This is a genomic window from Marinobacter sp. H13 (genome assembly GCF_059072335.1).
On sequence record NZ_JCACRU010000001.1, the window covers coordinates 3,857,025 to 3,878,867 of the forward strand.

At 57.9% G+C, this 21,843-nt stretch carries 22 protein-coding genes; 11 read left to right on the forward strand and 11 right to left on the reverse strand.

The genetic code is table 11. The features are described from left to right. The first annotated feature begins 9 nt into the window (after positions 1-9). The 6 genes from surE (at position 10) to AC5JQH_RS17980 (ending at position 5,508) form a co-directional block, all read left to right on the forward strand. A complete protein-coding gene (surE, locus tag AC5JQH_RS17955) occupies positions 10-780 on the forward strand; it encodes a 5'/3'-nucleotidase SurE (RefSeq protein ID WP_482931017.1) in 771 nt (256 codons plus the stop codon). After that, positions 777-1,433, forward strand: a complete 657-nt coding sequence (locus AC5JQH_RS17960; protein ID WP_014576717.1) for a protein-L-isoaspartate(D-aspartate) O-methyltransferase — start codon at positions 777-779, stop codon at positions 1,431-1,433. The genes surE and AC5JQH_RS17960 overlap by 4 nt, the downstream gene beginning before the upstream one ends. A 2-nt stretch (positions 1,434-1,435) precedes the next feature. Then, complete coding sequence (locus AC5JQH_RS17965; RefSeq protein WP_062784895.1) at positions 1,436-2,425, forward strand: polyprenyl-phosphate transporter; 990 nt, start codon at positions 1,436-1,438, stop codon at positions 2,423-2,425. 210 nt (positions 2,426-2,635) lie between these two features. After that, positions 2,636-3,526 carry a peptidoglycan DD-metalloendopeptidase family protein gene (locus tag AC5JQH_RS17970; RefSeq protein ID WP_008172873.1) on the forward strand — a complete coding sequence of 297 codons (891 nt, stop codon included), beginning with the start codon at positions 2,636-2,638 and terminating at the stop codon, positions 3,524-3,526. Between the two features lie 205 nt (positions 3,527-3,731). Beyond that, entirely contained in the window at positions 3,732-4,727 is a 996-nt protein-coding gene (gene rpoS / locus AC5JQH_RS17975) for an RNA polymerase sigma factor RpoS (protein ID WP_008172872.1), read from the forward strand. Positions 4,728-4,932: 205 nt separating this feature from the next. After that, the gene (locus AC5JQH_RS17980) at positions 4,933-5,508 is read left to right on the forward strand and encodes a chalcone isomerase family protein (RefSeq protein WP_104271449.1); all 576 of its coding nucleotides are present in this window, start codon (positions 4,933-4,935) and stop codon (positions 5,506-5,508) included. A gap of 60 nt (positions 5,509-5,568) precedes the next feature. Here the strand turns inward: AC5JQH_RS17980 and nth are convergent, their stop codons facing one another. Genes nth through metG form a run of 8 tightly spaced genes read right to left on the reverse strand, consistent with a single transcriptional unit; the run spans position 5,569 to position 13,823 of the window. Continuing rightward, positions 5,569-6,207 (reverse strand): endonuclease III, encoded by a 639-nt coding sequence (gene nth / locus AC5JQH_RS17985; RefSeq protein ID WP_008172868.1) that lies wholly within the window; start codon positions 6,205-6,207, stop codon positions 5,569-5,571. 28 nt (positions 6,208-6,235) lie between these two features. Further along, a complete protein-coding gene (locus AC5JQH_RS17990) occupies positions 6,236-6,952 on the reverse strand; it encodes an electron transport complex subunit E (protein ID WP_008172865.1) in 717 nt (238 codons plus the stop codon). A gap of 2 nt (positions 6,953-6,954) precedes the next feature. Continuing rightward, on the reverse strand, positions 6,955-7,656 hold the full coding sequence (gene rsxG / locus AC5JQH_RS17995; RefSeq protein WP_482931016.1) for an electron transport complex subunit RsxG: 702 nt from the start codon (positions 7,654-7,656) through the stop codon (positions 6,955-6,957). 2 nt (positions 7,657-7,658) lie between these two features. Then, the gene (gene rsxD / locus AC5JQH_RS18000) at positions 7,659-8,708 is read right to left on the reverse strand and encodes an electron transport complex subunit RsxD (protein WP_041645144.1); all 1,050 of its coding nucleotides are present in this window, start codon (positions 8,706-8,708) and stop codon (positions 7,659-7,661) included. Positions 8,709-8,729: 21 nt separating this feature from the next. Continuing rightward, positions 8,730-10,559 (reverse strand): electron transport complex subunit RsxC, encoded by a 1,830-nt coding sequence (gene rsxC / locus AC5JQH_RS18005; RefSeq protein ID WP_288365770.1) that lies wholly within the window; start codon positions 10,557-10,559, stop codon positions 8,730-8,732. Then, on the reverse strand, positions 10,559-11,137 hold the full coding sequence (gene rsxB / locus AC5JQH_RS18010) for an electron transport complex subunit RsxB (protein WP_092031906.1): 579 nt from the start codon (positions 11,135-11,137) through the stop codon (positions 10,559-10,561). The genes rsxC and rsxB overlap by 1 nt, the downstream gene beginning before the upstream one ends. Before the next feature lie 29 nt (positions 11,138-11,166). Beyond that, entirely contained in the window at positions 11,167-11,748 is a 582-nt protein-coding gene (gene rsxA / locus AC5JQH_RS18015) for an electron transport complex subunit RsxA (RefSeq protein WP_014576726.1), read from the reverse strand. 44 nt (positions 11,749-11,792) lie between these two features. Then, on the reverse strand, positions 11,793-13,823 hold the full coding sequence (gene metG / locus AC5JQH_RS18020) for a methionine--tRNA ligase (RefSeq protein WP_008172853.1): 2,031 nt from the start codon (positions 13,821-13,823) through the stop codon (positions 11,793-11,795). A 197-nt stretch (positions 13,824-14,020) separates the two neighbouring features. Between metG and apbC the strand changes: the two genes are divergently transcribed. The 5 genes from apbC to AC5JQH_RS18045 all read left to right on the forward strand — a co-directional run bounded on the left by apbC (position 14,021) and on the right by AC5JQH_RS18045 (position 19,285). Beyond that, on the forward strand, positions 14,021-15,121 hold the full coding sequence (gene apbC, locus AC5JQH_RS18025; protein WP_008172850.1) for an iron-sulfur cluster carrier protein ApbC: 1,101 nt from the start codon (positions 14,021-14,023) through the stop codon (positions 15,119-15,121). A 199-nt stretch (positions 15,122-15,320) separates the two neighbouring features. After that, on the forward strand, positions 15,321-16,334 hold the full coding sequence (locus tag AC5JQH_RS18030; RefSeq protein WP_286816921.1) for an IS110 family RNA-guided transposase: 1,014 nt from the start codon (positions 15,321-15,323) through the stop codon (positions 16,332-16,334). Positions 16,335-16,770: 436 nt separating this feature from the next. Next, positions 16,771-17,337, forward strand: a complete 567-nt coding sequence (dcd, locus tag AC5JQH_RS18035) for a dCTP deaminase (protein WP_008172848.1) — start codon at positions 16,771-16,773, stop codon at positions 17,335-17,337. Then, positions 17,334-17,933, forward strand: a complete 600-nt coding sequence (locus AC5JQH_RS18040) for a YjaG family protein (protein WP_008172846.1) — start codon at positions 17,334-17,336, stop codon at positions 17,931-17,933. Before dcd ends, AC5JQH_RS18040 begins: the two co-directional genes overlap by 4 nt. Before the next feature lie 74 nt (positions 17,934-18,007). Beyond that, positions 18,008-19,285, forward strand: coding sequence for a valine--pyruvate transaminase (locus AC5JQH_RS18045; RefSeq protein ID WP_053114916.1), 1,278 nt, complete (start codon positions 18,008-18,010; stop codon positions 19,283-19,285). On the opposite strand, the gene AC5JQH_RS18050 is transcribed toward AC5JQH_RS18045, so the two are convergent. The 3 genes from AC5JQH_RS18050 to purM form a co-directional block, all read right to left on the reverse strand. Further along, on the reverse strand, positions 19,282-20,016 hold the full coding sequence (locus tag AC5JQH_RS18050) for a DUF3108 domain-containing protein (protein WP_493791722.1): 735 nt from the start codon (positions 20,014-20,016) through the stop codon (positions 19,282-19,284). The genes AC5JQH_RS18045 and AC5JQH_RS18050 overlap by 4 nt on opposite strands. Before the next feature lie 90 nt (positions 20,017-20,106). Then, positions 20,107-20,769: a phosphoribosylglycinamide formyltransferase gene (purN, locus tag AC5JQH_RS18055; protein WP_491713472.1), complete on the reverse strand. Its 663-nt coding sequence runs from the start codon at positions 20,767-20,769 to the stop codon at positions 20,107-20,109. Further along, a complete protein-coding gene (gene purM / locus AC5JQH_RS18060) occupies positions 20,766-21,830 on the reverse strand; it encodes a phosphoribosylformylglycinamidine cyclo-ligase (RefSeq protein WP_092031940.1) in 1,065 nt (354 codons plus the stop codon). Before purM ends, purN begins: the two co-directional genes overlap by 4 nt. Between the last annotated feature and the right edge of the window lie 13 nt (positions 21,831-21,843).

The following is a 21,843-nucleotide window of genomic DNA, read 5'->3' on the forward strand; positions in this document are numbered from 1 at the left end:
GAGAACACTGTGCGTATTCTGTTGTCGAATGATGACGGCGTTCATTCACCGGGGCTTATAGCCCTGTTTGATGGCTTAAAAGGACTGGGTGAGCTTGAGGTCGTGGCGCCTGACCGGGATCACAGCGGCGCCAGTAACGCCCTGACGCTCAATCGCCCCCTGACGGTTGAGGAACATCCCAACGGTTTTCGTTCGGTCGATGGAACACCGACCGACTGCGTCCATCTGGCGGTGAACGGATTGTTCCGTGAGCCGTTCGACAGGGTGGTGTCGGGTATCAACACCCACGCCAACCTAGGCGACGACATTATCTACTCCGGTACCGTTGCTGCGGCAACCGAGGGTCGCCACCTCGGACTTCCCGCCATTGCCGTCTCCCTTGTCAACGATGGCCACTTTCACTACGAGACCGCCGCCCGGGTTGTCCGGGTGCTGCTCGAGAACGAGCGTCCCCTGGTGCTGGGGTCTCGCTCCATTCTCAACGTGAATGTCCCGGATGTTCCCTGGGAGGAACTGGCTGGCATTCGGGTGACGCGCCTCGGCCACCGGGAACGGGCAGAGGGTGCCGTCCCGATGACCTGTCCTCGCGGCAAAGAGCGTTACTGGATCGGGGCGGCAGGTGTCGGCGGTGACGCCGGTCCCGGCACTGATTTCAATGCCGTACGTGAAGGTTATGTCTCGGTTACCCCGGTTCACATCGACATGACCCGGCATGAGGCGCTCTCACGGCTCCGGGATTGGGTCGATACCCTGGAGGTTTCGCTGGAGGGGCGGGGATGACAGCGCAGCTCGAAGGCATCGGGATGACCTCCCGACGCACCCGGATGCGACTGGTTCAGCGCCTCAGGGAAGCCGGCATCGAGTCGGACCGGGTACTTGAGATTATGGGAGAGGTGCCACGGCACATTTTCCTGGATGAGGCGCTTTCCCATAGGGCCTACGAAGATACATCGCTACCGATTGGCTACGGCCAAACCTTGTCACAGCCCTACATAGTGGCCCGCATGACTGAATTAATGCTTGCCCACGGGCCCTCACGGGTCCTGGAGCTTGGCACCGGGTCCGGTTACCAGACCTCTGTGCTATCCCGTCTGTTCGCCGAAATCTACAGCGTCGAGCGTATCAAGGCGCTTCAGGACAGGGCCCGGGACCGGTTGCGACAACTGAACGCCAGAAACGTGTTCCTGAAACATGCTGATGGTGGCATGGGCTGGCCTGAACGTGGCCCTTTCGACGGTATTATCGTGACCGCAGCGCCCATTGAAGTTCCAGCCGAATTGCTCGCCCAACTGGCAGACGGTGGCGTGTTGATTGCCCCTGTCGGTGAGGAGAATCAGGTGCTGGTGCAGGTAACCCGGCGGGGAGATCGCTTTGATCACAAGGAGCTGGAACCGGTCCGGTTTGTGCCGCTTCTGGGCGGGGTTGTCCGATAATCATGGTCGACTCTTCAGAAAGTAAACCAAACCTGGACAGCGATATTGCACGCAGCCACCACCCTGCAGCCGTGTTTCTTCGGGGAATCGCCATGGGTGCCGCTGATATTGTTCCAGGGGTTTCCGGTGGTACCATTGCCTTCATCACCGGTATCTATTTCCGCCTCCTGGAAGCTATCAACGCGGTTCCGGGAGCAGTTTTCCATGACTTGATTCGCGGCCGGTTCAGCCGGTTCTGGCATGCCTGTGACGGAACTTTTCTGGTCGCCTTGCTGGCGGGCGTCCTGACCAGTATTGCTACCCTGGCATCTGGGATCAGCTATATGCTGGTGGCCTACCCGATCCTGATCTGGAGCTTTTTCTTTGGATTGATCGTCGCTTCGGTGTGGCATGTCGGGCGCCAGGTGCGACACTACAAGCCCGCACTGCTGGTTCCGCTGTTGTTCGGCATTGTTATCGCGTGGTGGATAACCACCCTGTCTGCCAGCGAAGTCGCGCCTTCTACTCTGGCGTTCTTTGGTGCCGGAGCGCTGGCCATCTGCGCCATGATTCTTCCTGGCATCTCGGGCAGCTTTATCCTGGTGATTATTGGTATGTATGCGCCCGTGCTCGCCGCGATCAAATCGTTGGACGCGGGCATTCTGCTTCTGTTTATGGCAGGTTGCGTGGTGGGTCTTTTATCCATCGCCCGCCTGATCACCTGGGCGTTCCACCATTTTCATGATCTCGTGCTCGCCTTGCTCACCGGCTTCATGATCGGAGCGCTCAACAAGGTTTGGCCCTGGAAGGAGACTCTCAGTTGGCGTATCAACAGCTCCGGTGAACAAGTTCCCCTGAATGAGACGAGTATCTGGCCCTCTACCTTTGCAGAGCAGGCCGGCCAGGATCCCCAGGTGCTATTTGCCCTGCTCATGGCGGCGGCCGGTTTTGCCCTCGTTCTGCTGGTGGAGTGGCTCGGTTCCCGGCATGGAGAGGTCGCACCATCGAGGTGATTTGAGGCGACTGTGTGCGAAGAGTGTTACCTAACGCACAAAACGGATGTTTCTGGAGGTAACAAGGGAGGTCGGTTAGTAACTTGGCTTCGCGAGAAAAATGTGCAATATATTAGCAAGTTACTATAAAAACTTTAGAAACTGCTTCGACAACCGACAGCGGTTATACGGATTTTTCATAACTGGGTCAGTTTTATTCCTGTGAGATTCATGCGTGGGCTCATCAATGCCGTTTCACCGGCGTCCCCGCGGTTCCCGTCCGGTGCCTCAGAGCCTGATCGCCCCGCGAAAAAGGTGCTGGCCAGCCGCCTTGCACTCCTGCCCCTCATGGCCCTGCTGCTACTTTCCGGCTGTAACACGCCGGCACTCTACCAGGATGACATTTACAATCCCCCGGTCTATTGGGGCCGCCACGTCGTCAAACCCGGCGAAACCCTTTACAGCATAGCCTGGCGGTATGGTCGGGACTACCGCGAGCTTGGCGACGCCAATGGCATTGGTCCGCCCTGGAATCTCAAAGCGGGTCAGGTGATTCGTCTGGATCTTCGCGGAAGTGTAACCTCGGGCAGTCAGACTACAGCTGCCAAAAAGCCGTCTGGATCGCAACCGCCGAGAACGGCGAGTCGTGCTTCGCCTCCAAAACAGACAGCCGCCACGGCACCCAAACCTGCGGTGACGAGAGCGGCGAACAAGGGCGCGCCGCTCGCTTCCCAGACCCAGACCGTGGCCCGGATTGAATGGCGCTGGCCTCACGTTGGCACTGTAATTGCTGGATATTCAACATCCGGAAAAGTCAATAAAGGTATTGATATTGCCGGGCAAGCCGGGGATGCTGTAAGAGCTGCGGCCACCGGGAATGTGGTCTATGCCGGCAACGGGTTGCTTGGATACGGCAACCTGATTATCGTGAATCACAACGAGCACTATTTAAGTGCTTACGCTCACAACCGGAAGATTCTGGTGCAGGAAGGGGAGGATGTGAAAGCCGGGCAGGTGATCGCAGAGCTCGGTAGCAGTGGCGCTGAACGACCCATGTTGCATTTTGAGATTCGTAAAAATGGCAATCCGGTTGACCCAGTCCATTATCTGCCGCCGCGCTAATGAATGACGCAGTCAGCAGGCTGCCCTGATCGCACACCCTGGCACTGACAAAACACCGCGTTCGCAAGAAAAACAAGAACGGTAAAGGCCATGACAGGCCGACCAACAAAATGTCCTGAAGAAAAAAGTGTGAAGACAAAGACGTCCGCAATAACAAGAAGTATCGGGCGAACATCCAGGATTATTGAGAGGCGGGGCAAGACAAATGTCAGCAGAGCAAGAAGACATCATCATTGATCGTGTATCGGACATGGACGATGCCGAGGATCAGTTGTTAGCAGAAGAGAAAGTTGAAAAAGAGCCCACCGAAGAAGTGGCCGAAGTAGAAGAGGACATCCCCACCCAGGGACGTTATTTCACCAGTCAAAAGCAGCTGGATGCCACTCAGCTGTATCTCAACGAAATTGGTTTTTCCCCCCTGCTTACGCCGGAAGAAGAGGTCTATTTTGCCCGTCTGGCACGCAAGGGAGAGGAGTCCGGCCGCAAACGGATGATCGAGAGCAACCTTCGCCTTGTGGTGAAGATCGCACGACGTTACGTGAACCGCGGGCTGACCCTGCTGGACCTGATCGAAGAGGGCAACCTTGGCCTGATCAGGGCGGTGGAAAAGTTTGATCCGGAGCGGGGTTTCCGATTCTCCACCTACGCCACCTGGTGGATTCGCCAGACCATTGAGCGGGCCATCATGAACCAGACCCGCACCATCCGTCTTCCGATTCATGTGGTCAAGGAACTCAATCTGTATCTCCGTGCAGCGCGGGAACTGACCCAGAAACTGGATCATGAGCCCTCGGCGGAGGAAATCGCCAGAATGGTCGATAAGCCCGTGGCCGACGTCAAGCGGATGTTGGGTCTCAATGAGCGCGTCGCTTCCATGGACACTCCCATTGGTGCCGGTGGCGAAAAGTCGCTTCTGGATACCGTAGCGGATGAAGGGGCTTCGGATCCGGCGGATCTCCTGCAGGACAACAATATGTGTTCCTGCCTGGAGAAGTGGATTGACCAGCTTAGCGACAAGCAGCAGGAAGTTCTGTCACGCCGTTTTGGTCTGCGGGGCTACCCGGTGAGCACGCTGGAGGAAGTCGGCCAGGAGATTGGTCTGACCCGTGAGCGAGTAAGACAGATCCAGGTCGAGGCGCTTCGTCGTCTTCGTGAGATCCTGGAGAAGGAAGGCCTGTCCGGAAACCTGCTGTTCAAGTAACGTCTTTCTTTTCTTTCGATCCAAAGCCGGCCAGGGAATCCCTGGCCGGCTTTTTTGTGTTTCAGGATCGCCCCAAATGAGAACCAGGGCGCGTCCCGCCCGCCAGCGCCGTTGATAGAATGCCGTGACCGGGCGGGGATAAGGGTGTCGAAACCCGGTGCACGAATGAAACACGTCAATAATAACGATCGAAAAGGAAAGGACTATGAAGAAGGCTCTTACAACCGGTTTTGCGGCTCTGACGCTGACGGCCCTGCTGTCTGCTCCAGCCGCAGCACTCACCGTGGAAGGTGTTGATGTTCCGGATACCTATTCCGCCATGGATACCGAACTGACGCTTAATGGCGCAGGTACCCGTTCCAAATGGTTCATGGACCTGTATGTCGGCGGTCTGTACGTTCCCGAGACCATCGACGATGGTGAGGCCGTGATTAACGCAGATGAGCCCCAGGCCATCACTCTGCACATTATCTCCGGCATGATTACCAGCGAACGCATGACAGAAGCCACCCTGGAAGGTTTCGAGGCCTCCACCGACGGCGATATGGCATCTATCCAGGAGGATGTGGACCAGTTTATGGCGGTCTTCCAGGAAGAAATCACCGAGGGTGACGTTTTCGATCTGGTGTACCTGCCGGGCGAAGGCGTGCGGGTCCTCAAGAACGGCGAGCAAAAGGACACGGTTGGCGATCTGGCCTTTAAAAAGGCCCTGTTCGGAATCTGGCTGTCCGATAAGCCGGCGCAGAAGGATCTGAAGGAGAAAATGCTGGGTCAGCGCTAACCGCGGCTTGGCGTCTGAAACAAAAAGCCGGCAAGATGCCGGCTTTTTTAAGCCGAGGATTCAGAGATAATCCCGTTTCTGCTTGAACTCGCACAGGTCCTCAATGATACAGGCGCCGCATTTCGGTTTGCGGGCGGTACAGGTATAGCGCCCGTGCAGAATGAGCCAGTGGTGCGCGTCCAGCAGAAACTCTTTTGGCACCAGGCGCATCAACCGGTTCTCCACCTCCAGAACGTTCTTGCCGGGCGCAATGCCGGTGCGGTTCGACACGCGATAGATGTGAGTGTCCACCGCCATGGCCATGTGGCCGAAGGCGGTGTTCAAGACCACGTTTGCGGTTTTGCGACCGACCCCGGGCAACGCCTCCAGATCCTCCCGCCGCTCCGGCACCTGGCCGCCGTGTTTCTCAATCAGGATTCGACAGGTCTTGATCACGTTCTCGGCCTTGCTGTTAAACAGGCCAATGGTCTTGATGTACTCCTTCAGGCCATCGACTCCCAGGGCCAGGATGGCCTCTGGGGTGTTGGCGACCGGGAACAGCTTGTCAGTAGCCTTGTTGACACCCACATCCGTGGCCTGGGCCGAAAGAATAACGGCAATCAGCAGCTCGAACGGGCTGGAATAGTTCAGCTCGGTGGTCGGGTTGGGGTTGGCCTCCCTGAGGCGGGTGAAGATCTCAATGCGTTTCTGTTTGTTCATCAGCTCTCAGTCTTGTGCAAGTGCGGACTCAGGATACGTTCCCGGTAACCCGGACCCGCTTGCTGCCTGCTGCTACAGGCGCTGGTTCATGTGCCTTGCGGCGCTCTTCCAGATGGTTGTCGATACCATTTTTGAGCGCGATCAGCAGTCCTAGCCCGATAAAGGCGCCGGGCGGAAGAATCATGAACAGCATATCCGGGTAGTTGTCGAAGGGGCGGATCACCCAATCGGCAGCAACGGGGCCCAGCAGCAGGTGCATGTCCACAAACAGAGTGCCCTGTCCGATAAGTTCCCGAAGGCCGCCCAGAACAACCAGCACCGCCAGAAAGCCAAGGCCCATCATGGCGCCATCCAGCAGTGCCGGAAGTGGTGGATTTCTGGAAGCAAAAGCGTCAGCCCGGCCGAGGATGGCGCAGTTGGTGACGATCAGTGGAATGAAGATGCCAAGAATCAGATAGAGCTCATAGGTGAAGGCCTGCATGAGCAATTCGGCGCAGGTTACGAATGAAGCGATGATCATGACGAATGCGGGCAGGCGCACAGACTCGCTTACGAAATTGCGAATCAGTGACACGGCAAGATTGGACCCCATGAGCACCATGAGTGTAGCCAGCCCCAGCCCGATGGCATTAACAACGGTACTGGTCACGGCCAGAAGCGGGCAGAGCCCAAGCACCTGGACGAGGGCCGGGTTGTTGTCCCAGAGCCCGTCGCGGATGATTTCGCTCGATGATTTGGTTGCCATGATCAGGAATGCTCCGTATTGGACGATTCGCCGGCAATCGCTTCAGGGTTCAGGATCTTGTCTCTCGGTGACGGCTCTTCGTTGAGCCGCTCCCGGATAATCTGACGGTTTTCCCGAAAATAGATCAGCGCTTTCTGAACCGCTTTCACTACAGCCCTTGGCGTGATGGTCGCGCCTGTGAACTGATCGAATTCTCCACCATTCTTTTTAACGTTCCACTCCCGGTGCGGTGGTTTGCCCAGCGAGCGGCCATCGAAACTCCTGATCCAGTCGGATTTGCGGGTTTCGATCTGGTCTCCCAGCCCCGGCGTTTCCTTGTGACTGGTTACCCTCACTCCGAGAATGGTCCCCGTCATGTCCACTCCCACGAGGAGATGAATCTTGCCGGAATACCCGTCGGGTGCCACTACGGGCATTATCATGCCAATGGGCTGCTCGTTCTGTCGAGCTACCCAGACGTTCAGAGGGCCGGGCTGTGCCAGGCGCTCACTGGCAGGCAACTGTACCGTATCCCTGAGCAGGTCGTTGTTGTGCCGGCTTTCGGGAATGATTTCATACAGGGCCTGGGCCTCTGCGCGGGCGGCCTGTTCACGAATTCGCTCTTCCGTGGCCACCTGGGTTACGGCAATGGTGCCGCCGGTGATCACGGCGAACAGGCCGAGCCCGATGGCGCTGCGGCGGATGGACTTTGCAACTGCAGCCATGATTACCCCTGGCTCCCCGGTACACCCCGACGGGCCTTGTGGTGGCCGTAAGTGCGTGGAGGTGTGTAATGATCAATGAAAGGAACGGCAAAATTCATCAGCAGAACGCTGAACGCCACGGCGTCGGGATAATTGCCCCAGGTGCGGATCAGGTAGATCAGAATGCCAATTCCCGCTCCATAGATGAGTTTCCCCTGGTGGCTCGTAGCTGCTGACACCGGGTCGGTAGCGATAAAAAAGGCACCGAGCATGGTCCCGCCTGCAAGCAGATGCAGGGATAGTGGTGCATAGAGGTCGGCATTGTTGCCAAAGGCCAGGCTCATTACGATCATCCCACCAAGAAATCCTGCCGGAATGTGCCAGGTAATGATCCGCAGGGCGATGAGCAGAAGGCCTCCTGCCAGAAATGCCGCATTGACCCATTCCCAGCCTCTGGCGATACCCTCACCAAACGTTGGGTGGTTCAGCACCTCGGTTGCTGTGTGGGTGGTGATCTTGTGTTTGTACTCGTCAAGAGGCGTTGCCATCGTCCAGCCATCGACCGCTGTTTGCTGGCCGGAGGCTATGGTCGCCAGGGTCTCGCCAAAGCCCGGAGCACCGTCCCAGAGCATGGCGGGCTCTGCCCAGTTCGTTGTCATTGCCACCGGAAAAGACACCAGAACCAGGGCGTAACCAACCATGGCAGGGTTGAAAGGATTTGAGCCCAGCCCGCCATAGAGTTGTTTGGCTACAACGATAGCCGAGATCACTGCGACAGCAGATACCCACCAGGGCGCAAACTGTGGCAGCGACAGACCTAACAGAAGGCCGGTGACGGCGGCCGTATTGTCTTTGATGAAGAAGGCGACCGGCTTTTTTCTGAGCTTGAGCAGGGCAGCTTCAGAGGCGATCGCCAGGGCAATACAGAAGACCACGTTGATCAGGTTGCCCCAGCCGAAGAATAGCGTCTGGGCCAACAGGCCAGGCAATGCCGCAATAAGAACCCACAACATCACGCGGGATGTTGGCCGGGCCTTGTGGGCGTGTGGCGATGACTGCTGAACAAATGCCATGGATGTGTTGCCTGATCTCGTTTAGTGGGTTGTCTGGGATTCAGTCGGACCGGCGGCCAGCTTTTCTCTGGCCTCAGACAGCGCCTGTTCCGCTCTTTGCGCCCGATCGTGATTCTTGGCCACGGCCCTCTCCAGCTTCTCGACGTTGTCTGCCTGCTGGGCTTTGGCGTCATCAAGCATGCCTTGCATGGTTTCCAGCTTGGACCTGGCCTGCTCCAGCTGCTTCTCAAGGGCCTCGATGTCGGGCTTTTCTTCGGTCGGCGGTGCACTGGGGGCAGGCGACTGGGACGCTTGTGCCTTTGCTTTCTTACGGGCCAGGGCCTGCTCCACAAGCGCCGACTTGGCGGCACGTTCGTCAACAGCCTGACCTTCGGCGGCCGCTTTCTCCGCCTCTGCCTGTTTTTTCGCGGCTGCTTCGGCTGCGGCCTGCGCCCGCTCCTTGCGCCTCAGTTCTTTCTCCTGTTGCTCGCGCTCGAGGCGTTCCTGGCGTGCCTCGAAGCGTTCCCGGGCCCGGTCGGCTTTCAACTGTTCTGCCTGTTGGGCACGGATTTCACCCTTGGCGAACCGATAGTACTGAACCAGCGGAATCGAACTCGGGCAAACATAGGAACAGGCGCCACATTCTATGCAGTCAAACAGGTTCAGGTGCTCCGCCTTTTCAAATTCGGTGGCCTTGGCGTGCCAGAAAAGTTGCTGCGGCAACAGCTCCATGGGGCAGGCTTCGGCGCACTGGCCACACCGGATGCAGGGTTGTTCCGGTGGTGGTGCCGGCAGTTCAGCTGCCGTTGCCGCAATCACGCAGTTGGTGGTCTTGATGACCGGTACCGCTTCGGTCGTGAGTGTGTAACCCATCATGGGGCCGCCAAGCACCAGGCGGCTGACCGCATCCTGGTTAACACCAGCCTGCCCGAGCAGATGCTCAATCGGTGTGCCAATAAGCGTTTCGAAGTTGCCCGGTTCCCGAACGGCTTCCCCCGTGATGGTAACGATTCGGGAAATCAGCGGCGTACCCTCCAGGACCGCATTTGCCACGGCAACGGCGGTTCCGATGTTCTGGCACATCACGCCGATATCAGCGGGAATTCCGCCGCTGGGCACTTCCATGCCGGTCAGTATCTGGATCAGCTGTTTCTCGCCACCTGAGGGATACTTGGTGGGAACAACCGCAATTTCGGTCTGGGTGCCTTCGGTGGCTTTTCGCAGCGCGGCAATGGCTTCGGGTTTGTTGTCCTCAATACCGATCACGCAACGCTCGGGGCGCAGAATCCACGCCATGATTTTCAGCCCGGCAACCACCTCGTCGGCCTTTTCCCGCATGGTCATGTCATCAGCGGTGATATAGGGCTCGCATTCTGCGCCGTTCAGAATGAGCGTGCTGACCTTGCGATCCCTTGGTGGCCGGAGTTTGATATTGGTGGGAAAGCCGGCTCCACCCATACCGGAAATACCGGCATCACGGATAATTTGCAGAACCTCGTCGCGCTCCAGAGAACGATAATCCGCCACTGGACTGCGCTGGCACCATTGGTCCTCGCCATCCGGTTTCAGGGTGATGCACCGGTCCGCCATACCTGAGGGATGGGGGACAGGGAAGTCGGCGATGCTCTCGATCACTCCGGATGTCGGTGCATGAACGGGAACGCCCATGCCGGTTTTAACGTCGGCAATTTTCTGGCCCTTCAAGACCCGCTCGCCGACCTCAACAATGGCCTCCGCCGGATCACCGATGTGCTGCTGAAGTGGCAGAACCAACTGGGCAGGCATGCCGGCATCGCGAATCGGACGCGCGGTTGAGATGTCTTTGTGTTCCGGAGGATGGATGCCGCCGGAGAAATCCCAGAGTTGAGTCATCAGGCACTGGCTCCCTGGCGATCGGTGGCAATGAGTCCGGACTTGGGCGGTGTCCAGGTCCAGGTACGAATATCGGGTTCCACCGTCACCATGTCGATGCAGTCCACCGGGCAGGGATCAACACACAGATCGCAGCCGGTGCATTCGCTCTCAATGACCGTGTGCATGTGCTTGGCGGCGCCAAGAATGGCGTCCACGGGGCAGGCCTGGATGCACTTGGTGCAACCAATGCATTCGTCCTCACGAATCACCGCAACCCGTTTGACCTGTTCAACGCCGTGTTCGGCATCCAGGGGTTCCGGTTCCACATCCAGCAGGTCTGCCAGTGCCTTGATGGTAGACTCGCCGCCCGGCGGGCATTTGTTGATCGGCCCCCCCTCGGCAATGGATTCGGCGTAGGGCCGGCAACCGGGATAGCCGCACTGGCCACACTGGGTCTGGGGAAGAAGGGCGTCAATCTGATCCACCAGCGGGTTGCCCTCCACCCTGAACCGTTCGGCCGCAAATCCGAGCAGGCCGCCGAAAACAACGGCCAGGGCCAGAAGCACCAAAACGGCAACAAGAACGCTTGTCCACATAACCTGTTACTCCTAATCCCGCCGGCCGATCAAACGCTGACCAGGCCGCCAAAGCCCAGGAAAGCCAGGGCCATCAACCCGGCTGTCACCAGCCCGATGGCAGCACCGCGAAAGGCCACCGGCACATCGGACACGGCGATGCGCTCACGCATGGCGGCGAACAGCACCAGAACCATCGAGAAGCCCGCTGCTGCACCAAATCCATACAACACGGACTCAACGAAGTTGTTGTTCTTGTTGATGTTAAGCAGGGCGACGCCCAGCACCGCGCAATTCGTGGTGATCAACGGAAGGAAGATGCCCAATACCCGGTAAAGCAACGGGCTGGTTTTGCGCACCACCATCTCGGTGAACTGAACCACCACGGCAATCACAAGGATAAAGGTGATGGTTCTGAGGAACGCGAGGTCCAGCGGCTCGAGCAGGTAGGTATAGGCAAGGTAACTGCACACCGAAGCCAGGGTCAGAACGAACGTGGTGGCCAGGGACATCCCCATGGCCGTCTCCAGTTTTCCGGATACGCCCATAAAGGGGCACAGGCCCAGGAACTGAACCAGTACAAAATTGTTCACCAGAATGGTGCTGACCAGAATCAGCAGATATTCGGTCATTTACCTTGCTCCCTTGGACCCCTGCCAGCGTTGCCCGGCCGCCCTTACATAATCCGCATGCCGGGGGTGGCGCCGGAATCCGGGGACAGGATAAAGATATCCTTGCCACCGGGGCCTGCTGCCAGAACCATGCCCTCGGACATCCCGAACTTCATTTTCCGCGGTTTGAGGTTGGCCACCATGACAGTCAGGCGCCCCTCGAGATCTTCCGGCCTGTAAGCAGACTTGATACCAGCAAACACGTTGCGGTCGCCGTGCCCCACGTCAAGGGTAAGGCGAAGAAGTTTGTCGGCACCTTCCACGTGCTCGGCTTTGACAATTTTAACGACGCGAAGATCCACTTTCGCGAAATCGCCAAATTCTATTTCATCCGCGATGGGCTCAAGATTGGAAGCAGGTGCCGGTTTGCCGGTCGCTGCAGGCAACTCTTCCTTGGAGGCATCCAGCATTTTCTCGATCTGGGCCATGTCGACACGGTTCATCAACGGCTTGAACTTGTTGATGCCATGGTTCTCGAGGCGTTCTGCGCGTTTGTTCCAGTCCAGCGGCGCATTCAGGAACGCCTCGGAGGCCTTGGCGGTTTCCGGTAGTACCGGTGCCAGGTAGGTCATCAGCAGGTGGAACATGTTGATGGCGTTGGTGCAGATAGCCTGCAGATTTTCATCCTGGCCTTCCTGCTTGGCGATCACCCAGGGCTGCTCGTCATTGACGTACTGGTTGGCAATGTCGGCGAGTTCCATGATCCGGCGCATCGCGCGGCCGAATTCGCGGGCCTCATAGAATTCCTCGATTTCCTGGCCGGCTTCGATGAATTCCTTCAGTTTGGCATGTTCGGTGACCTGACCAAGCTGACCGTCGAAACGCTTGGTGATGAAGCCGGCACTGCGGCTGGCGATGTTCACCACCTTGCCCACCAGGTCCGAATTAACCCGGGCGGAAAAGTCCTCCAGGTTCAAGTCCATGTCATCCACGCTGCCGGTCAGCTTGGCGGCAAAGTAGTAGCGCAGGTATTCCGGGTTCAGATGGTCCAGGTAGGTGCGGGCCATGATAAACGTACCGCGGGACTTGGACATCTTCTTGCCGTTGACGGTTACAAAGCCGTGGGCCCAGACGGCCGTCGGCGTGCGGAAGCCGGCATCGTGAAGCATGGAAGGCCAGAACAGCGCGTGGAAGTTGATGATGTCCTTGCCGATGAAATGGTAGACCTCGGCCTCGGAATCCGCTTTCCAGAAGTGCTCGAAATCGATGCCTTCACGGTTGCACAGGTTCTTGAAACTGGCCAGGTAGCCGATCGGCGCGTCCAGCCACACGTAGAAGTACTTGCCGGGAGCGTCCGGAATTTCGAAACCGAAGTAGGGGGCATCACGGCTGATGTCCCATTCCTGGAGGCCTGCGTCCAGCCATTCCGCCAGCTTGTTGGCGACCTGGGGCTGCAGCGTGCCGCTGCGGGTCCACTTGGCGAGAAAGTCATGGAAATCCGGCAGCTTGAAGAAATAGTGCTCGGACTCTTTCTCGATAGGCGTGGCGCCGGAGACCGCCGAGCGCGGGTTGATCAGCTCGGCAGGTGTGTAGGTGGCGCCACAGGCCTCGCAGTTATCACCGTACTGGTCCTCGGTCTTGCACTTCGGGCAGGTGCCCTTGATGAACCGGTCCGCCAGGAACATGTTCTTTTCCGGGTCGTAGGACTGGGTGATCTTGCGCGTGGCAATGTGCCCGTTTTCCTGCAACTGACGGTAGATGTACTCCGAGAACTGGCGGTTCTCTTCGGAATGCGTGGTGTAATAGTTGTCAAAGCGGATGTGGAACCCGGCGAAATCTTCCTGGTGCTCCTCACGGATCCGGTCGATCAGCTGCTCGGACGTAATACCCTCCCGCTCGGCGCGGAGCATAATGGCGGTGCCATGGGCATCGTCGGCGCAAACGTAGAAACAATTCTGGCCCCGCATCTTCTGGTAGCGTACCCAGATATCGGTCTGAATGTATTCCAGCAGGTGCCCGAGATGGATAGGGCCGTTGGCGTACGGCAGGGCGCTGGTAACCAGAATATCGCGCTGTTGCTTGCTCGCTTGCGTCATGGTGATGTCCGAACCTTATGTTGACACGGGTTGGAAAGACAAAACGGGGACTGGCGGCTGTCTGGATTGATTGCCCCAGGTAAAGATCCCATATGGTCAGAAACGGGCACAGATGATACCTTCCGAGCAGATAATTTTCACCCGAATCACCTGTTTCCGTGCTTAAAATCGAGCATGAGCTTATTCCGGAGAACCCGATGACACAGATTTCTGAGCAGGCCCTGCAATCAGCGGTTCGCGAGTACCGTGATCCTTACCTCAACAAGGACCTCTACCAACTGGGTGCCGTAAAATCCCTGAACGCCGACGAGCGCGGAAACGTCACCCTCATGGTCGAGCTGCCATACCCCTCGAAAGGCATTGCAGGTGCCCTCAAGCAGCTTGTCGGTAATGCTCTGGAAGACGTCGACGGTGTCGAGAAGGTAGACGTCCACGTGGGCCAGAAAATCCACTCCTACAAAGTCCAGAAAGACCTGCCCTCAGTACCCGGCGTGAAAAACATCATCGCTGTCGCGTCGGGCAAGGGTGGCGTCGGTAAATCCACCACCGCCGTCAACCTGGCTTTGGCACTCCAGGCCGAAGGCGCACGGGTTGGCATCCTCGACGCCGACATCTACGGCCCCAGCATCGGCATGATGCTCGGCGTGCCCGAAGGCAAACGCCCGGACACCCGCGAAAACAAATACTTCGTCCCCATGGATGCCCACGGCCTCCAGGCCAACTCCATGGCTTTTGTCGTTACCGAGAAAACCCCCATGGTCTGGCGCGGCCCCATGGTCAGTGGCGCCGTGATGCAATTGCTCCAGCAGACCCTCTGGAATGAACTCGACTACCTCATCGTCGACATGCCCCCCGGCACCGGCGACATCCAGCTCACCCTGGCCCAGAAAGTCCCGGTAACCGGCGCGGTCATCGTCACCACACCCCAGGACATCGCTTTGCTGGACGGCAAGAAAGGCATCGAAATGTTCCGCAAAGTCGACATCCCCGTGTTGGGCGTTGTCGAAAACATGAGCGTCCACATCTGCAGCAACTGCGGCCACGAAGAGCCTCTCTTCGGCCACGGCGGCGGCGAACGCATTGCCCAGGAATACGACACAACGCTCCTCGGCCAGCTGCCCCTGCACATGACCATCCGCGAACAAACCGATGGCGGCACCCCCTCGGTGATCGCCGAACCGGATTCCGAAGTGGCCCGTCGTTACCGGGATATCGCGAGAAGGGTAGGGGCTGAACTGTCCACTCGGGAGCGGAACCTTTCCGGTTCGATCTCAAGCGTTTCAGTGACGGAGCACTGACAACGTCTCAAGGTTTGCGGCGTTTCACTCCGATGTTAGTTCGCGGTCTTAGGGGCAGCCTTCCAAAAATGTCGAAGGCCATGGATGGCCTTCGCCAAGCGCACATGGATGATGGGATGAACACCTCTTGTTGAGATCGGCGTCAAAGCGCCACTATTAGATGTGCAAAATCAATAGGTCAACAACAAGAGGTGTTCAGATGAACGTTACCCTAATCGGAATCGACTTGGCAAAAACTGTCTTTCAGGTTTGTGGTGTGAACCGAAGCGGCAACCCGGCGTTCAATCATCAAGTGCGCAGGAATAGGCTGATTGAGAAGTTGCTGCAGTATCCGGAAGCGACGATTGCCATGGAGGCCTGCAGTGGTTCGAACTACTGGGGTCGGGAGCTAAAGAAGCTGGGCTTTGAGGTGTTATTGATTCCGCCCCAGCATGTGAAGCCGTTTGTGAAGGGCAACAAGAACGACCGGAACGATGCCTTTGCGATTACAGAGGCCGCCCGGCGACCGAGGATGCGGTTTGTGGAACCGAGATCGCTGGAGCAAACAGACATACTGGTGCTGCATAAGCTGATCAATCGGAAGGTCCAGGCCCGGACCGCGTTGATCAATCAGATCCGGGGCTTTCTGAACGAGTACGGCGTCATCGTTGCGCCGGGCAAGGAGCGATTACTCAAGGCGTTACCAGAGTTGCTGGAGGACGCGGAGAACCCACTGACCTGTGCTGCCAGAGAGGCCTTACAGAGTCTGTTGGAAGAGTGGAGAGAGGCCAATCGCCAGATACAGATGCATGAGGCGAAACTGAAGCAAACAGCCAAACAGCTGGAGCCGGCACGGCGCCTGATGGGCGTGAAAGGGGTTGCGGAGAAAACGGCAACCGCGGTGGTGGCCTATGCCGGTGACGGTAAGGCATTTAAGAGCGGGCGACACTTTGCAGCCAATCTGGGATTGGTTCCGAACGAACACTCCAGTGGCGGCAAGCAAAAGCTCGGACGCATCACCCGTCGAGGGAATAACTATCTGCGCCGATTATTGGTTCAGGGTGCCTGGTCGGTCATCCGATACACGGATAAAGCCACCGACCGGCTATCACGCTGGGCGGCAGGGGTTATTGAGCGCAGAGGCAAACACAAAGCGGTGATTGCCGTGGCCAACAAGTTGGCAAGAATTCTATGGGCAATGCTCTACCACCAAACGGAGTACCGGGCGGCGTAAAGCAGCACCCAAGGAGCAAAGGCACCCCACGCAAATGCGGTGAGTAATGAGTTAACAGGGTTAAACCGGCCCTTGTGAATGCTGGCGAGCACACGGAGCTCCAACTCCGTACGGACGATAAGCGGCAAGGGCGCGGTTTTCATTGAGGCCAGAGTCACCGAAGTGACTCATCATAAAGGCCGGATATACGTGCGCAGTTTTACCCAGTTAACTTTTTACACCACCGAGAGCTTGGGAGGCTTGCGCAACAAGAGGTCTACATATATGTGCTCGTAGCGGTTTTTGGAAGGCTGCTCCTATGAGCGCAGCCCGCCAATTCTGAGGTCCGAGCACCCAGCTGCAGCCCCCAGAAGTAAAGACTCGACAGCCTTCGACAGACCCCAAGGGAAAAGGTAAACTACGCCCCAATTTTCCCAGTGGATACGAGACTTCGCCAATGAGCATCAAATCCGACAAGTGGATTCGCCGGATGTCCGAACAACACGGCATGATCGAACCGTTCGAAAGCGGACAGGTTCGTGAAACCGAAAAAGGCCGCGTGATCTCCTACGGCACCTCCAGCTACGGCTACGACGTACGCTGCAGCAACGAATTCAAAATCTTCACCAACGTCCACTCCGCCACCGTGGACCCGAAGAACTTCGACGAAAACAGCTTCGTCAACTACACCGGCGACGTCTGCATCATCCCGCCGAACTCCTTTGCACTGGCCCGCACCGTTGAATACTTCCGCATTCCACGAAGCGTCCTGACCATCTGCCTGGGCAAGTCCACCTATGCGCGTTGCGGCATCATCGTCAACGTCACCCCGCTGGAACCAGAATGGGAAGGCCAGGTTACGCTGGAATTTTCCAACACCACCAACCTGCCGGCGAAGATCTACGCCAACGAAGGCGTCGCCCAGATGCTCTTCTTTGAATCCGACGAGATCTGTGAAACCAGCTACAAAGACCGGGGTGGCAAATATCTTGGCCAGACCGGCGTGACCCTGCCCAGGACATGAACGCCAACCAGTTCCTGAAAGCCGTTTCACAACTGCAGGGATGGCGCGAATGCGCCTTCCTGCTCGCTCTGGCTGAGCGCTCATTCCCGAACTACGCCCTGTTTGCCGATGCCATGGGCCTGAAGACCGGTGCCAAAATGCGCCAGCTTCTCGATCTTGGCTGGGACTTGCTCCAAAAAGACGTCTCCGAATCGGCGATCCCGCAGTTGCTCGCCAAACTGGAAACCCTGTCGCCGGACGTGGACGCCTACGACGCCTACGGTGTTTACCCGGCCTTCGACTTCTGTCAGCTACTGGAGCAGGCGCTGCTGAACCGCCTGAACCCCTCCAAACACCGCGCTACCGATGCGTCACAGATGGCGACCGGAACCGTGATGAACTTTATTGAGCTGTCCGAAGGGGAAGACCTCGAGGAAGACGAGCTCGTCCGTCTGCTTGATCATCACCCGTTGATGAAAGAAGACAAAACCTTCCAGCGGGACCTGATCCTGGAGCTGAAGCGCCAACGCACGCCAACCGATCAGTTCGTGGCCCGTCTCCGGGAGGATGCAGCCAACGAGGGCGTCAGTAACCTTGGCATTTCGCTCACCGAATAAACGTTGGGGAGCGAGCAAGCTACACTTTCGGTATTACCCGTTGTATTCAGAATAGGTCAGATGGATTTTATCCCATGAAACTCTCTGCTTTTGGTCGCAAGTTCACCGCCGATGCCGGTATCACGTCCCTCATGGATGACCTGGGTAACGCCATGGCATCCGGCGACGACATGATCATGATGGGCGGGGGAAATCCCGGGCATATTCCCGAGATCCAGCAGAGAGTACAGGAAATTCTCGCGGATATGAGTCGTAACGAGGGCGATGTTCGCCGTCTGGTCGGCATCTACGATCCGCCTCAGGGGGAAAAGCAGTTTATCGCCTCGCTCGCCGAGCTGCTCAACCGCGAATATGGCTGGGGCCTGAAACCTGAGAATATCGCCCTGACCAACGGCAGCCAGGCGGCCTTCTTCATGTTGTTCAACATGTTTGGCGGAGACTACGGAGACGGTAACCGCAAGCATATTCTTTTGCCGCTTGCGCCCGAGTACATCGGCTACGCTGACGCTGGCATTGAACCGGGCCTGTTCCATGCGGTGCAGCCGGACATCTCGTTCACCGACGCCCACGAGTTCAAATACCGGGTGGATTTTGATGCCGTAGAGGTTACCGGTGAGACCGGCGCTATCTGTGTGTCACGTCCCACCAATCCGACCGGTAACGTCGTTACTGACGAAGAGCTTGCCCGGCTTGAAGAGCTCGCCCGCCAACACGACATACCACTGATCGTCGATGGCGCGTATGGCACACCATTTCCGAGCTTGCTGTTCGTTGATGCAACACCCACCTGGAACGACCAGATCATCCTCTGCCTGAGCCTCTCGAAGCTTGGTTTGCCGGCAGCGCGGACCGGAATCGTGATTGCCGCCGAGCCGGTGATCAAGGCGTTGTCAGGCATTAATGCCATTATGAACCTGGCCACGGGCAGTTTTGGCGCCATGCTGGCCGAGCCTCTGGTTCGTTCCGGCGAAATATTGTCCCTGAGCAGGGATGTGGTTTGCCCGTTCTACAAGGCGAAGATGGAACGGGCGGTATCCGCGTTCCGGGAGGCCATGGGAGAGGACAGCTGCCGCTGGTATGTGCACAAGCCCGAGGGCGCCATGTTCCTGTGGCTCTGGTTCCCGGATCTGCCGATCTGCAGCCTTGAGCTGTATCAGCGGTTGAAGAGCCGAGGGGTTCTGGTCGTTTCCGGACACTATTTCTTTCCCGGATTACCGGAAGATGGCTGGAGGCACCGGCATGAGTGTCTGCGCGTGACCTACTCCCAGGACGACGATCGGGTTGCCGAGGGCCTCCGGATCATTGCCGATGAGGTCAAGGCCGTGTGGCGCGAGGCCGGGCGTGAGGTCTAGCGCTCGAACTCTGCTTCCTTGAGTTTCAATTCGTAGGTGCTGCCGTCCGGCTCAACCTGCCTGAGGCGGACTAGCAGGAAATTCTGCTCCGGCGAGAACCACATCAGCGTCTGGCGCTTGGAATCCTCGCGAACCTTCTCTGCCTTGAGTGTGGCCCTCTGCTGACTGCCGGTGTTCATTTTCCCGCCATTGATTACTGCGAAACGGTCGGTGTCTATGGAGTCGCCATCAAGCACCCGATAGGTCATCTCGCGCTTGCCGGCCTTGATGTCTTGGTGCAGTTGAAGCTGATACCCCAGCGGGTCCAGCAGCCCCTCTTCCAGCTCTATCTCAAAGGGTTTTCCCTTGTGCTCCCCGGTCGCAGTGCCTTCGGACCAGTCAAAGTCGATGGAGTTTTTCCGGTCACTGACCAGGAAGCCAGACAGGCGGTAGCGATATCGCATGGGTATCACTTGCCCGTCCTCCCAGCGAAAAATCAGGGATTCATCGATACTGACGATAAAGGAGTCCACATCCGTGCGGTACAGCCAGACGTCGTTGCCCTGGGAGGTGAGTGTGCGCTTTGCGGTACCATTGAGGGAGAGGCCCTTTTCCATGGCCGCGGTGTAGCTGGCCTCAAAAGGAACCAGCTCGGTCTCGGTCTGAGCGAGCAGAGTGACCGGCCCGGCGAGAATGCCGAGGCAGGTCAGCAAGGCCGCGCCACCTATTCTGGTGAGTCGTCGTGAAAGCATCCTGTTAAACCCGAACAATTACCGTCATCAGTGGCGACAGTGTAGCTGCTCGGGGAGGCTGGGGGGATGACAATTCGTTCAGGCGGTTGATCAGGTCTCGGGGAGGCGCATCGGGACGTTCAGCGGCTCACCGTCGAACATCACGTAATCACTGCCCAACTGAATCCGACCCTCGCAGAACCAGCGCACAACGATAGGGTAAAGGATATGTTCCTTGGCCTGTACCTTCTCTGCGAGGCTCTCAGGAGTATCATCCGAAGCAATGGACACTTCGGCCTGGGCAATAACCGGTCCGCCATCCAACTGCTCGGTAACGAAGTGGATTGAAACGCCGTGAACCTTATCGCCGGCTTCCAGGGCCCGGCGGTGGGTGTTCAGACCGGTGTACTTCGGCAGCAGTGACGGATGTATGTTCAGCATCTTGCCCCGGAAAGCCCGGACAAAATCCGTGGTCAGGATTCTCATGAAGCCTGCCAACACGATCAACTCCGGATTGTAGCGGAGTATTTCCGCCATCAGGGAGGCATCAAACTCATCCCGGGATTCGAAATTCTTGTGGTTTACCACAAAGGTCTCGATATTTGCCTGGGCCGCGCGCTCAAGGGCAAACGCGCCGGGCTGGTTGCAGCCAACGGCAATGATCTGCCCGGGAAAATCCCGCTCCCGGCTGGCGTCAATCAGTGCCTGAAGGTTGGTGCCGCTTCCGGATGCGAGCACCAGGATTTTCGGTAACGGGGTCTGATCTGCCTTCATGCCGACAGCAGCCCCGGTGCATAGCGAACGCAGGCATCTGCCTGTTCGTCATCGGCACGTTCGATCAGGCCTACCTGCCAGGCATGTTCGCCCAGTGCTTTCAGGGTATCCAGGGCCAGCTCCTTCTGGTTGGCAGGCACGCAGACAATCATGCCGATACCACAGTTAAAGGTGCGGTACATCTCTTCACTGGCAACGCCGCCGTTGTCCTTGAGCCACTGGAATACCGGGGGCAATGACCAGCTGTTGGTATCGATGGCAGCGATGGTGCCGTTCGGCAGCACCCTGGGAATATTTTCCGGCAGGCCACCACCAGTGATGTGGGAGAGGGCACGAACGTCGACTTCGCGAATCAGCTGCAGAAGATTCTTTACGTAGATTCGAGTCGGTGCCATCAAGGCGTTGGCCAGGGTGGTATCGCCGATTGGCTGCTCGAGGTCAGCGTTGCTGACTTCCAGAATTTTCCGGATCAGGGAGTAGCCGTTGGAGTGAGGGCCGGAAGAGCCCAGGGCAATCAGCACGTCTCCGGCCTGGACGCGGCCGCCGTCAATAATCTCGCTGCGTTCGGCAACGCCTACGCAGAAGCCAGCCAGATCGTAGTCGTCGCCTTCGTACATGCCCGGCATTTCAGCGGTTTCACCGCCGACCAGCGCACAGCCAGCCTGCTCGCAGCCCTCGCCGATTCCGGCAACCACCTGAGTGGCAACGTCTACGTTCAGCTTGCCGGTCGCGTAGTAGTCGAGGAAGAAAAGCGGTTCAGCGCCGCCGACAACCAGATCGTTCACGCACATGGCGACCAGGTCGATGCCGATGCTGTCGTGCTTGTCCAGTTGCATGGCCAGTCTGAGCTTTGTGCCCACTCCGTCGGTGCCGGAAACCAGAACCGGTTCGTTATATCCGGCGGGGATGGAGACCATGGCGCCGAAGCCGCCGAGACCGCCAAGAACCTCGGGGCGGCGGGTGCGCGCGGCGGTGTCCTTGATTCGGCTGACGAGTTCATTGCCGGCATCAATATCTACGCCAGCATCGCGGTAGGTCAGGGAGGGCTTCTGTTCGCTCATGGTGTACTTAACC